The organism is Geodermatophilus sp. SYSU D00879, from assembly GCF_054050375.1.
This window is the reverse complement of record NZ_JBJGZF010000004.1, coordinates 101290-113057: the sequence shown is the minus strand read 5'-3', so window position 1 is coordinate 113057 and position 11768 is coordinate 101290. Positions and strand designations below refer to the sequence as shown.

Genomic DNA, 11768 nt, shown 5'->3' with positions numbered 1-11768 from the left:
GGCTCAGGCTCCCGGCAGGTGCAGCTCGACGTCCTCGATGACGGGGTTGGCCAGCAGCGTCTCGGCGATCTGCTTCAGCTCCGCCTCGTCCGGGGTGCCCTCGACGTCGAGGACGAAGTGCTTGCCCTGACGGACCCCGGTGACCTGGGTGTGGCCGAGGCGGCCGAGTGCGCCGAGCACCGCCTGCCCCTGCGGGTCGGAGATCTCCGGCTTGAGGACGACGTCGACGACCACCTGCGGCACGGCTCCCGAGCGTACCGGGCGCGCGCGTGCACCCGTCCGTCCCCGCGAGATCGGCGCTCTCGTGGCCATCGGCGGCTGATCGCCACGAGACCGCCGATCTCGTCAGCGCAGGGCCCGGCGGATCTCCGTGACGACGTCGTCCGGCCTGCCGAGGACGTCCGCGGAGGTGAACCGGAGGACCGTCCACCCGGCGGCGACGAGCCGGTTCTGCCGGCGCAGGTCGCCGACGAAGACGTCCCGGTCACGGTGGACGTCGCCGTCGAACTCGACGAGCACCCGCCGGTCGGGCCACGCCAGGTCGGCCCGGCCGAGCTGTCGCCCGGCGCCGTCGCGGACGACGTGCTGCAGGGCCGGGTCGGGGAGGCCGGCGGCGTGCAGCAGCCACCGCAGCACCGACTCCATCGGGGACTCGGCGCGGGGGTCGGCGACCGGGAGGACGGCGCGGGCGCGGGCCGACCCTCGGCCGGCCGGCTGCCGGGCCAACTGGCGCTCGAGGTCGGCCCGGGCGACCCAGCGGTCGAGCAGTTGGTCGGTCACGGCGAGCAGCGCCGGCGGCTGAAGGACCCCGGCGAGGTCCCGCCACGTCCTCCCCGGCGTGGTCACCGGCATCGAGCCGCGCCGGGTCACGTCCTCGGCCGGCAGGGGCGTGCGGTGGACCCGGCGGTCACGACGGCTCCCGGACCGCGAGGCCATCGGGACGGTCACGTCGACCCTCCGGTCCGAGCGGTCCTGCAGCGGGATCTCCACGTCCCAGAGCGCCGCGGCGGTCGCGTGACTGGCCACGGCGCCGGGAGGGGCCGTGAGCAGGACGGCGGCGAGCCGGGACCGCACCTCGCCGGACAGCGCCCGCGGCAGGTAGGTGTCGCGGGAGAGGCGCTCGACGTCGGCGTGCCGCAACTGCCAGTCGCGGATGCCGGCGTCCAGCGCCTGGGCCCGGGTCGCGGGGCCGGTGAGACGGGACCGGACACGTCGGGTGGGCATCCGCGCACTCTGTCCGGGAGGGGGCCCTCCCCGCGCCGGTCGTCCACAGGCCCGCGCGAGATCGGCGTTCTCGTGGCGATCAGCGGCTGATGGCCACGAGACCGCCGATCTCGCGAGGGTGCTCAGGGAGCGAGCAGGCGCCAGACGGCCTCGGGGGCCTCCCAGTGGGCGTTGTGGCCGGCGCCCTCCAGCAGGATCGCGCCGGAGTCGACCCGCCGCATCGCGTCGAGACCGACCATCGGGTCGGCGGAGCCCGCGGCCAGCCGCAGCGGCGCCACCGCGCGCGACAGGACCTCCTCGACCGGCGGGCCGACGGCGCCGAACGCGCGCGGGTCCAGCGCCGGGGCGAACCCGCCGGCGACCTCGCGGACCCCGGCGAGCGCCACCTCGGAGGACGGGTCCACGAGCCCGGTCAGCCCGGCCAGCCGCAGGTGCCGCGCGGCGGCCTCGGCGGCGGTCGGGAACACCTGCGGCGGGCGGGCGGCCATCCGGTGGGCGCCGGCCTCCTCGTCGGGCGTCCAGTCGATCTTCACCCCGACCGCGACGACCCGGACGACGTCGACGCCGTACCAGCCGCCGGCCAGCACCGCGCCGACGACGCCGCCGAACGAGTGCCCCAGCACGGTCACCCGGGTGGCGCCCAGGTCGGCCGCCACCGACGCGGCGTCCGCCGCGTGCACCGCGTACCCGTAGGGCGGCTCGGCCACGGAGCGGCCGTGCCCGCGCAGGTCGGGGACCGCGCAGGACCCGGGCCAGTCGCGCTCGACCAGGGGCACCAGCCGGTCCCACACCGCGCCGGTCGCGCCCAGCCCGTGCAGCAGCAGGAGCAGGTCCCCGCCGGACCCGCCGGCGCGGTACTCGATGCCCGAGCGCGTCCGCATCAGCGGAAGGAGGTGCCGGTCAGCTGCTCGTAGGCGGCGACGTAGCGCTCGCGGGTGGCGGCGACGACGTCGTCGGGGAGCTCCGGCGGCGGGGAGACGCGGTCCCAGCCCGAGGCGGTCAGCCAGTCGCGGACGTACTGCTTGTCGAACGAGGGCTGCGGCGCGCCCGGCGCCCACGACGACGCCGGCCAGAAGCGCGACGAGTCGGGGGTGAGCACCTCGTCGCCCAGGACGAGCCCCTCACCGGAGGGGGCCAGCCCGAACTCGAACTTCGTGTCGGCCAGCAGGATGCCCGCCTCCGCGGCGACCTCCGCGCCCCGCCGGTACAGCGCCAGCGTCAGCTCCCGCAGCTCCTCCGCCCGCGCGGCCCCGACCAGGGACGCCACGCGCGCGAAGTCGATCGCCTCGTCGTGCTCCCCCACCTCGGCCTTCGTCGACGGCGTGAACACGGGGGACGGCAGCCGGGAGCCCTCGACCAGGCCCGGGGGCAGCGCGACGTCGACGATCGCGCCGGTGCGCTCGTACTCCTTGGTCCCCGAGCCGGACAGGTAGCCGCGGGCCACGCACTCCACGGGCAGCATGTCCAGCCGCCGCACGAGCATCGCCCGCCCGGCGACGCCGGCCGGCACGTCGGTGGCCGACACCAGGTGGTGGGTGGCGCCGAACGAGGAGAGCACCGGCGTCAGCTGCTCGAACCACCACACCGACAGCTGGGTGAGCACCCGCCCCTTGTCCGGGATCGGCGTCGGCAGCACGTGGTCGTAGGCCGAGATCCGGTCCGACGCCACGAGCAGCAGCCGGCCGGGCCCGGCGTCGTAGACCTCGCGGACCTTGCCGCGCGCGACGAGGGGCAGGTCGACGGTCACGACAGCGCGGCCAGCCGGTCGAACAGCGGGCCGAGGTTGCGCACGTAGCCCTCGGGGCGGCAGATCTCGTCCAGCCGCGCCTCGTCGAGCGTCACGCCGGAGGCGTCCGCGCGGGACCGCAGCGTCGACCGGAACGGCGTCCCGGAGTTCCACGTCTCCATCGCCGCGCCCTGCACCAGCGCGTAGGCGTCCTCGCGCGAGAGCCCGGTCTCGACCAGCTCCAGCAGGACGGCGGAGGTGTAGATCAGCCCGCCGGTGAGGTCGAGGTTGGCCCGCATCCGGTCGACGTCGACGACCAGGTTCTCCACCAGGCCGGTGGTCAGGTGCAGCAGGTAGTCGGTGGTGATCGCGGCGTCGGGGAGGAACACCCGCTCGGTGGAGGAGTGCGAGATGTCCCGCTCGTGCCACAGCGGGATGCCCTCCATCACCGGGACGACGGCGGCGCGCACCACCCGCGCGAGCCCGGCGATCCGCTCCGAGCGGATCGGGTTCTTCTTGTGCGGCATCGCGCTGGAGCCCTTCTGGCCGGAGCCGAAGGCCTCCGACAGCTCCCGCACCTCGGTGCGCTGCCCGTGCCGGACCTCGAGCGCGATCGTCTCGCAGACGGTGGCGATCACCGCCAGCGCGGCGACCCACTCGCTGATCGAGTCGCGGATGACCACCTGGGTGGAGGCGTCGGCCGGCCGCAGCCCGAGCGCCTCGGCGACGGTGACCTCCACCGACGGGTCGATCAGCGAGTACGTCCCGACGGCGCCGGAGATGGCGACGACGCCGACCCGCTCGCGGGCGGCCCGCAGCCGGTCGCGGGAGCGGGCCATCGCGAACGCGAGGTCGGCGACGCGGTGCCCCCACACCACCGGCTCGGCGTGCACGCCGTGCGTGCGCCCGACCCGGAGGGTCTCCCGGTGCGCCAGCCCGTGGTGGCGCAGCGCGGCGACCAGCCGGTCGGCCTTGGCCAGCAGCACATCGGTGGCCTCGGTGAGCTGCACGGCGAGCGCGGTGTCGAGCAGGTCCGACGACGTCATGCCGTGGTGCACGTAGGCCGCCGCCGAGCGGGGCTCGGTGTTGTCGGCCCACGCGGTGAGGAAGGCGATGACGTCGTGCTGCGTCGTCTCCTCGATCTCCGCGACCCGGGCGGCGGTCGGCGGCGGGGCGTTGCGCACCGGCTCCACGACGTCGGCCGGGACCCGCCCGGCGGCCGCGTGCGCCTCCAGCACCAGCGTCTCGACCCGGCACCACAGCTCGTACTTGTGCTCGTCGCTCCAGACCCGGCCCATCTCGGGGAGCGTGTAGCGGTCGATCACGCGGGTACCCCCGGCAGCCGGTCGAGTCGTCGAAGCACGGGAGCATCCTCCCGCAGCGCTAGCGTGATCGAGAACGGCCCCCACCGACCGCGGAAGGACCCCGATGCTGCGACAGGCCGGCTCCCTGGTCGCCCGCGCGCGCGAGCGCATCCGGGCGGCGGGCGAGCGGGATCCGCACGCGTGGCCCGAGCGGGACGGCGACCGGGCGATCCTCGTGCACGACGACGAGGGGCGCGACGAGGAGGGCGACCCCGCCGACCCGCTCGCCGACGGCGAGCCGCCGCTGGGCAGCCCCGAGCCCGGCGCTCCCGACCTCGACGGGCCGCTGGCCCCGGGCGGGGTGAGCGGCCCCCCGGACGGCGGGCGCCCGCACCGGGCCGCCGAGCGCGGCCGCCGGCTGCTCGGCCCGGGCCGCGAGGCACCGCAGGGCGACGCCGCGGTGCCCGGCGCGCTGCGCACGGCGGCGGCCTGGTCGTGGCGGTTGATCGCCGTCCTCGCGGGGCTGTACGTGCTGCTCTACGCGGCGGCCTACGTCGCGGTGGTGATCGTCCCGGTGATGGTCGCGCTGCTGCTCGCGGCACTGCTGCAGCCGGGTGCGGCCTCGCTCATCCGGCGCGGGTGGCCGCGGTCGCTGGCCGCGATGACGATGCTGCTGGTGGGGCTGGCCGTCGTCGCCGGGATCATCACGCTGGTCGTCGAGCGGTTCAGCGCCGGCTTCTCCGACCTCGCCGACCAGGTCAGCCAGGGCCTGGACCAGATCCGCGACTTCGTCGTCGAGACCTTCCCGGTCACCCAGCGGCAGATCGACGACGCCGTGACCACCGCCCAGGACGCCATCGTGTCCAACCAGGAGACGCTGGCCACCGGCGCGCTGACCACGGCCGCCACGGTCGGCGAGGTGTTCACCGGCATCGTCCTGGCGCTGTTCACGCTCTTCTTCTTCCTCAAGGACGGCCGGTCCATCTGGCTGTGGCTGGTCGGCCTGTTCCCCCGCGACTCCCGCGCCTACCTCGACGAGGCCGCCCGCCGGTCGTGGCGCACGCTCATCTCCTACGTCCGCGCGACGGTCGTCGTGGCCCTGGTCGACGCCGTCGGCATCGGCATCGGCCTGGCGGTCCTCGGCGTGCCACTGGTCATCCCGCTCGCGGCGCTGGTGTTCCTCGGCGCGTTCATCCCGATCATCGGGTCGTTCCTGGCCGGCTCGGTCGCGGTGCTGGTCGCGCTGGTCGCGGTCGGCCCGATCAAGGCGCTGATCGCACTGGCGATCGTCGTCCTGGTCATGCAGCTCGAGGGGCACGTCCTGCAGCCACTGCTGCTGGGCAAGGCGGTGCACGTGCACCCGCTGGCGGTCGTGCTGGCGATCGCCGCGGGCCTGCTGGTCGCCGGGGTCTTCGGCGCGCTGATCGCCGTGCCGGTGGTGGCCTGCACGAACGTCGCCGGCACCTACCTGTCGCGGCGGCACGACGGCCCGCGGCCGCCCGAGCCGCGCCCGGAGCGGGCCCGCCCGGCCGTGGGGGTCCGGGGCTAGAGGGGCGCGTAGGCCCCGGGGGAGCGTCGGAGGTGCTCCCGGAAGGCCCGCTCGATCGTGTCGTCCCACTCGGGCAGCGCGGCGGCGTAGCGGCGGTCCGCGTCGACCTCGAGCCGCTCGGCGGCGTCGAGGTCGTCCTCCCGCAGCCCGGCGGCCTGCCGGGCGACGTCCTCCACGGCGTCCGCGGCCGCCTCCAGCCCGAACAGGCGGAAGCCGGCCACGGCACGCCCGAGCTGTTCGGCCTCCAGGCCCTCCACCGCGTGCAGCAGCCCGCCGTTCACGGCCATCCCGTGGCAGAGGAGGACGGCGGTGAGCGCGGCGTCCCCGGGGTGGGAGGCCGGCGCGGACGGGTCGCAGGCCCGGTTCCACACCGCCTCGGCGGGGTCGGTCACCCCGGCACCGAGATCCGGCCCTCGACGGCGGCCAGGGCGATGTCGGTGCGCCAGTGCGCGCCGGCCAGCCGGACGGCGGCCACCCGCTCGTAGGCGGCCTGCCGCGCGGCGGCGAGGTCGGCGCCGGTCGCGGTCACCGCCAGCACCCGCCCGCCGGCCGAGCGGACGGTCCCCTCGGCGTCGACGGTGGTGCCGGCGTGCAGCACGCCCTCGCCGTCGGCGCCGGTGACCGGGTCGCCCGTGCGCGGCGCCTCGGGGTAGCCGGCCGCGGCGACGACGACCGTGACGGCCGCCCCGGACCGCCAGCGCAGCGGCGGGTGGTCGGCGAGGGAGCCGGTGGCCGCGGCGTGCAGCAGCCCGGCCAGCGGCGTCTCGAGCAGCGGCAGCACCACCTGGGTCTCGGGGTCGCCGAAGCGGGCGTTGAACTCGACCACCCGCACGCCGCGGGAGGTCAGCGCCAGGCCGGCGTAGAGCAGCCCGCTGAACGGCTCGCCGCGGCGGCGCATCTCGTCGACGGTCGGCTGCAGCACGGTGGCCAGCACCTCGTCGACCAGCCCGGGCGGCGCCCAGGGCAGCGGCGCGTAGGCGCCCATCCCGCCGGTGTTGGGGCCCGCGTCGCCGTCGTCGCGGCGCTTGTGGTCCTGGGCGGGCAGCAGCGGCAGCACCGTCGTCCCGTCCGTGACGGCGAACAGCGACACCTCGGGGCCGTCGAGGTACTCCTCGACCAGCACCGCTCCCCCGGCGTCGAGCACCCGGTGGCCGTGGGCGACGGCGGCGTCCCGGTCCGTGGTGACGACGACGCCCTTGCCGGCGGCCAGCCCGTCGTCCTTCACCACGTACGGCGCGCCGGCTTCGTCGAGCGCGGTCTCCAGCTCGGCGGGCCCGCCGACCGGCCACGAGCGGGCGGTCGGCACCCCGGCGGCGGCCATCACGTGCTTGGCGAAGGACTTGCTGCCCTCGATCTGCGCGGCCTGCTCCGACGGGCCGAAGCAGGCGATGCCGGCGTCGCGGACGGCGTCGGCGGCGCCGGCGACCAGCGGTACCTCGGGGCCGACGACGACCAGGTCGGCGGCCCAGCCGGTGGCCAGCGCGGCCACCGCGACCGGGTCGGCGACGTCGACCGCGGCCTGCTCAGCGATGCGGGCGGTGCCGGCGTTGCCCGGCGCGCAGGCCAGCGCGGTCACCGCGGGGTCGGACTGCAGAGCGACGCACAGGGCGTGCTCCCGGGCACCGGAGCCGATCACGAGCACGCGCACGGACCGCGACCCTACCCATGGAGGACCCCGTCCTCCCCACCCCTCGCACGCTCGGGGCGGTGCCCGGGACGGGGCCGGCTACCGCACCCGGTTCGGCTGGGTGCGGTACGCCCGGTGCAGCGCCTTGACCCGCTGGTGCTCGGCGGCGCGGGCGCGGGCGTCGGCCCTCAGCAGCTGGCGGCGCGCCTCGGCCTGCAGCTTGCGCCAGCCGAGCAGGCGGGCCGGGTCGAGCCGGCCGTCGTCGATCGCCGCGGCGACGGCGCACCCGGGCTCGGTGCGGTGCTCGCAGTCCCGGAACCGGCAGTGCGCGGCCAGTTCGGCGACGTCGGCGTAGGCGGTGTCCACGCCCTCGTCGTCGTAGAGGCCGAGCTCGCGCATGCCGGGGGTGTCGACGAGCAGGCCGCCGCCGGGCAGGACGTGCAGCTCGCGGGAGGTGGTGGTGTGCCGGCCGCGGCCGTCGGCCTCCCGGATCTCCCGGGTGGGCGCCACCTCCCGGCCGGCCAGCGCGTTGGCCAGCGAGGACTTCCCGACGCCGGACGGCCCGACCATCGCCGCCGTCACGCCGGGGCCGAGCAGCGCCCGCAGCGCGTCCAGGCCCGCGCCGGTGTGCGCGCTGACGGCCAGCACGTCCGCGCCGACGGCGTCCTCGGCCACCGCCGCGACGGCGGCGGGGACGTCGTCGCACAGGTCGGCCTTGGTGAGGACGACGACCGGCGTCGCCCCGCTCCCCCACGCGACGGCGAGGTAGCGCTCGACGCGGCGGGCCCGAGTGGGGCCGGCGAGCGCGTCGACGACGAGGACCAGGTCCAGGTTCGCGGCGACGACCTGCGCGGCGGAGGTGCGCCCCGCGACCGTGCGGGTGAACGCCGAGGTGCGGGGCAGCAGCGCGACGGCGAGCTCCCCGCGCAGCGCCACCCAGTCGCCGACCGCGGGCGCCGCCACACCGTCGGGGTCGTGCAGCGCGGCGGCGGGGTGCACCCGCCGCTCGCCGTCGGCGGTGAGCACCGTCAGCCGGCCGCGGTCGACCCGCGCCACCCGTCCGGGCTCGGTGCCCGGGGGGAGCTGCCCGAGACGCGCCCGGGACCAGCCGATCCCTGAGAGATGTGTCACGAGGCGGATGGTCCCGCGCAGGTCAGCGCGGTGTCCTCCCAATTCTCAGGGACTCGCCAGTCCGCGTTCGCCATCCCGACACCTCGGTCGGGTGTTCTGGACGGCATGCACGCGATCGAGTCGCTTGCGACTCCCGCCGTGGCCCGGTCCTCCCGTCCTCTCGTGGTGGGGCACCGCGGTGCCTGCGCCTACCGACCGGAGCACACGGCGGCCAGCTACGAGCTGGCCATCGACATGGGTGCCGACCTCATCGAGCCCGACATCGTCGTCACGAAGGACGGCGCGCTGATCGCGCGGCACGAGAACGAGCTGTCGCGCACCACCGACGTCGCCACCCGGCCGGAGTTCGCCGACCGCCGCACCACCCGCCGGGTGGGCCGCAAGCGGCGCACCGGCTGGTTCGCCGAGGACTTCACCCTCACCGAGCTGCGCACCCTGCGCGCCGTCGAGCGGCGGCCGGACCTGCGCCCGCTCAACACCGCCTACGACGGCCAGTTCGGGGTGCTCACCCTGGAGGAGGTCGTCGAGATCGCCCGCCGCCGGTCGACGCCGCTGCGCCCGGTGCGCGTGCTCGCGGAGCTCAAGAAGCCGACCTGGTCGGCCGAGCGCGGGCAGCCGATGATCGAGCTGGTGGCCGCCGAGCTGCGGCGGCTGGACGCCACCGCGCCGGACGGCACCGTCGTCGTGCAGTCCTTCGACGCCGCCGCCCTGCGCCGGCTGCGCGCCGACCTCGGCGACGACGGCCCGACCATGTACCAGCTGGTCGACACCGACGCCGGTGACAAGCACCTGCTCACCAACGCCGGGCTGCGCGCGGTGTCCACCTACGCGCAGGGCATCGCGCCGTGCGTCGACGACGTCCTGCTGCGCGACGCCGAGCAGCGGATGACCGGCGTGTCCGACCTGCTGCCCCGCGCGCACGCCGCCGGGCTCACGGTGGTGCCGTGGACGCTGGCCGCGGAGAACGCGTTCCTCCCGCTGCACCTGCGCAGCAGCGAGGACCCGGCCGCCGCCGGCGACGCGTTCGGCGCCGCGCGGCTGCTGCTCGCCCTCGGGGTCGACGGGATCATCACCGACAACCCCGACGTCGTCGTCGCCGCCCGCGCGGAGCTGGAGCAGGCCCTCCCCGAGGCCGCCTGACCGGAGCCGCCCTGCGGGGCGGCGCGAGGAGCGGGGCCGGAGGCCTCCGCTCCTCGCGTGCCGGGACGGCCCCTGCAGGGGGCCCTCCGTCAGTCGATCAGGTCGTGGACGACGACGTTCTCGTCGCGGCCGGGGCCGACGCCGATGACGCTGATCCGCGCGCCGGAGAGCTCCTCGAGCCGGCGGACGTAGGCCTGCGCGGTGGCCGGCAGCTCGTCGAAGGACCGGCAGTGCCGGATGTCCTCGAACCAGCCCGGCATCTCCTCGTACACCGGCTTGGCGTGGTGGAAGCCGGTCTGGGTCATCGGCATCTCCTCGTGCCGGACGCCGTCGACGTCGTAGGCGACGCAGATCGGCACCGTCTCCAGCCCGGAGAGGACGTCGAGCTTGGTGAGGAAGTAGTCGGTGATCCCGTTGACCCGGCTGGCGTAGCGCGCGACGACGGCGTCGAACCAGCCGCAGCGCCGGTCGCGGCCGGTGGTCACGCCGACCTCGCCGCCCTGCTTGCGCAGGTACTCGCCGTTGGCGTCGAACAGCTCGGTCGGGAACGGGCCCGAGCCCACGCGGGTCGTGTACGCCTTGAGGATCCCGACCACCCGGGAGATGCGGGTGGGGCCGATGCCGCTGCCGGTGGCCGCGCCGCCGGCGGTCGGGTTCGACGACGTCACGAACGGATAGGTGCCGTGGTCGACGTCGAGCAGGGTGCCCTGCGAGCCCTCCAGCAGCACCCACTCGCCGGCGTCGAGCGCGTTCGCGAGCATCAGCCGGGTGTCGGCGATGCGGCCCTTGAGCTGCTCGGCGTAGCCGGCGTACTCCTCGACCACCTCGTCGACGTCGATGGCCTTGCGGTTGTAGACCTTGACCAGGACCTGGTTCTTCTCGACCAGGGTGCCCTCGAGCTTCTGCCGCAGGATCGACAGGTCGAGCAGGTCGGCCACCCGGATGCCGGTGCGGGCCACCTTGTCGCCGTAGGCGGGGCCGATGCCGCGGCCGGTGGTGCCGATCTTGCGCTTGCCGAGGAACCGCTCGGTGACCCGGTCGAGGGCCCGGTGGTGCGGCATGATCAGGTGCGCGTCGGCGGAGATGACCAGCCGCGAGGTGTCGACCCCGCGCTCCTCCAGCCCCGCCAGCTCCCCGATGAGGACCTGCGGGTCGACGACGACGCCGTTGCCGATGACCGGCGTGCAGCCCGGCGTGAGGATCCCCGACGGGATCAGGTGCAGGGCGTAGCGCTCGCCGTCGGGCGTGATGACGGTGTGCCCCGCGTTGTTGCCGCCCTGGTAGCGCACCACGTAGGGGACGCGCCCCCCGAGCAGGTCGGTGGCCTTGCCCTTGCCCTCGTCGCCCCACTGGGCGCCGATCAGCACGACTGCCGGCATCTCGCTGTCGTCTCCCCTGGGACTCGTCACCGGCGGTCGACCGGCTGGCAGGTGGCAGGGTATCGGCATGGCCCTCGTCGAGTTCGACCTGCGCGGTCTCGCGCCCGGACGGGCGCCCGAGCGGGCCGTCCTCGCCGAGGCCCCGGACGCGGACTCCCTGCTGGTGCGCGGGCCCGTGCCGGCGCTCGCGGGCGTGCTGGCCGCGCTGCACGCCGCCGGCCGGACGGCGGAGGTCCCGGTGTCCTGGGACCCCGCCGACGACAGCTCCTCCCGGGGGCTGGCCCGGGACCTGGGCATCGGCAGCGGCGGCGAGCGCGAGCTGTCGCTGGTCCGCGACGACCACGGCGGGGTGCTGCTGCAGCACGGCCGCTACGAGGCGGCCGAGAGGGGCCGGCTGCCGCTGGCCGCGCGGCTGGGCGTGCAGGCCCACCACGACGACGCGAAGGTGGCCAACGGCCTGGTCGCGCGGATCGACGTGCGGCCGGACTGGACCGCCGTCGACACCATCCGCGTGGTCGTCTCCCCGCAGCTGATGCGCCCGCCGCGGCGCAGCTCCGGCCGCGCGCTGCAGCTGGCCAGCGACCCGGCCCAGGTGACCCGCGACGGCGTCCCCTACCCGCGGCCGGTCTCCCGCTGGACCTGGTACGCCGACGACCGGGTGCGCTGGCGGCTGCGCCCGTAGCCGCGC

General features: G+C 76.0%; 12 protein-coding genes. 3 read left to right on the top strand and 9 right to left on the bottom strand.

Annotated features, from left to right (window positions below):
• Positions 1 to 3: 3 nt before the first annotated feature.
• The 5 genes from purS to purB all read right to left on the bottom strand — a co-directional run bounded on the left by purS (position 4) and on the right by purB (position 4275).
• On the bottom strand, positions 4 to 243 hold the full coding sequence (gene purS / locus ACI79B_RS07770) for a phosphoribosylformylglycinamidine synthase subunit PurS (RefSeq protein ID WP_387992145.1): 240 nt from the start codon (positions 241 to 243) through the stop codon (positions 4 to 6).
• Positions 244 to 345: 102 nt separating this feature from the next.
• A complete protein-coding gene (locus ACI79B_RS07765) occupies positions 346 to 1224 on the bottom strand; it encodes an endonuclease domain-containing protein (RefSeq protein WP_456927471.1) in 879 nt (292 codons plus the stop codon).
• Positions 1225 to 1346: 122 nt separating this feature from the next.
• Positions 1347 to 2105 (bottom strand): alpha/beta fold hydrolase, encoded by a 759-nt coding sequence (locus ACI79B_RS07760; protein ID WP_456927470.1) that lies wholly within the window; start codon positions 2103 to 2105, stop codon positions 1347 to 1349.
• Positions 2105 to 2971, bottom strand: a complete 867-nt coding sequence (locus ACI79B_RS07755) for a phosphoribosylaminoimidazolesuccinocarboxamide synthase (protein ID WP_456927469.1) — start codon at positions 2969 to 2971, stop codon at positions 2105 to 2107. The genes ACI79B_RS07760 and ACI79B_RS07755 overlap by 1 nt, the downstream gene beginning before the upstream one ends.
• Complete coding sequence (purB, locus tag ACI79B_RS07750) at positions 2968 to 4275, bottom strand: adenylosuccinate lyase (RefSeq protein ID WP_456927468.1); 1308 nt, start codon at positions 4273 to 4275, stop codon at positions 2968 to 2970. Before purB ends, ACI79B_RS07755 begins: the two co-directional genes overlap by 4 nt.
• 103 nt (positions 4276 to 4378) lie before the next feature.
• Here purB and ACI79B_RS07745 point away from each other — a divergent pair, with 103 nt between their 5' ends.
• The gene (locus ACI79B_RS07745) at positions 4379 to 5803 is read left to right on the top strand and encodes an AI-2E family transporter (RefSeq protein WP_456927467.1); all 1425 of its coding nucleotides are present in this window, start codon (positions 4379 to 4381) and stop codon (positions 5801 to 5803) included.
• Here the strand turns inward: ACI79B_RS07745 and ACI79B_RS07740 are convergent.
• The 3 genes from ACI79B_RS07740 to rsgA all read right to left on the bottom strand — a co-directional run bounded on the left by ACI79B_RS07740 (position 5800) and on the right by rsgA (position 8561).
• The gene (locus ACI79B_RS07740) at positions 5800 to 6195 is read right to left on the bottom strand and encodes a DMP19 family protein (RefSeq protein WP_456927466.1); all 396 of its coding nucleotides are present in this window, start codon (positions 6193 to 6195) and stop codon (positions 5800 to 5802) included. The two genes, ACI79B_RS07745 and ACI79B_RS07740, sit on opposite strands and share 4 nt — an antisense overlap.
• Positions 6192 to 7451 carry a phosphoribosylamine--glycine ligase gene (purD, locus tag ACI79B_RS07735; protein WP_456927464.1) on the bottom strand — a complete coding sequence of 420 codons (1260 nt, stop codon included), beginning with the start codon at positions 7449 to 7451 and terminating at the stop codon, positions 6192 to 6194. Before purD ends, ACI79B_RS07740 begins: the two co-directional genes overlap by 4 nt.
• A gap of 78 nt (positions 7452 to 7529) precedes the next feature.
• On the bottom strand, positions 7530 to 8561 hold the full coding sequence (gene rsgA, locus ACI79B_RS07730; RefSeq protein ID WP_456927463.1) for a ribosome small subunit-dependent GTPase A: 1032 nt from the start codon (positions 8559 to 8561) through the stop codon (positions 7530 to 7532).
• Positions 8562 to 8723: 162 nt separating this feature from the next.
• Here rsgA and ACI79B_RS07725 point away from each other — a divergent pair, with 162 nt between their 5' ends.
• Entirely contained in the window at positions 8724 to 9701 is a 978-nt protein-coding gene (locus ACI79B_RS07725; protein ID WP_456927462.1) for a glycerophosphodiester phosphodiesterase family protein, read from the top strand.
• Between the two features lie 89 nt (positions 9702 to 9790).
• Here the strand turns inward: ACI79B_RS07725 and ACI79B_RS07720 are convergent, their stop codons facing one another.
• Positions 9791 to 11080, bottom strand: coding sequence for an adenylosuccinate synthase (locus ACI79B_RS07720; protein WP_456927461.1), 1290 nt, complete (start codon positions 11078 to 11080; stop codon positions 9791 to 9793).
• 67 nt (positions 11081 to 11147) lie between these two features.
• Here ACI79B_RS07720 and ACI79B_RS07715 point away from each other — a divergent pair, with 67 nt between their 5' ends.
• Positions 11148 to 11762, top strand: a complete 615-nt coding sequence (locus ACI79B_RS07715) for a hypothetical protein (RefSeq protein WP_456927460.1) — start codon at positions 11148 to 11150, stop codon at positions 11760 to 11762.
• The last annotated feature ends 6 nt before the right edge of the window (positions 11763 to 11768 follow it).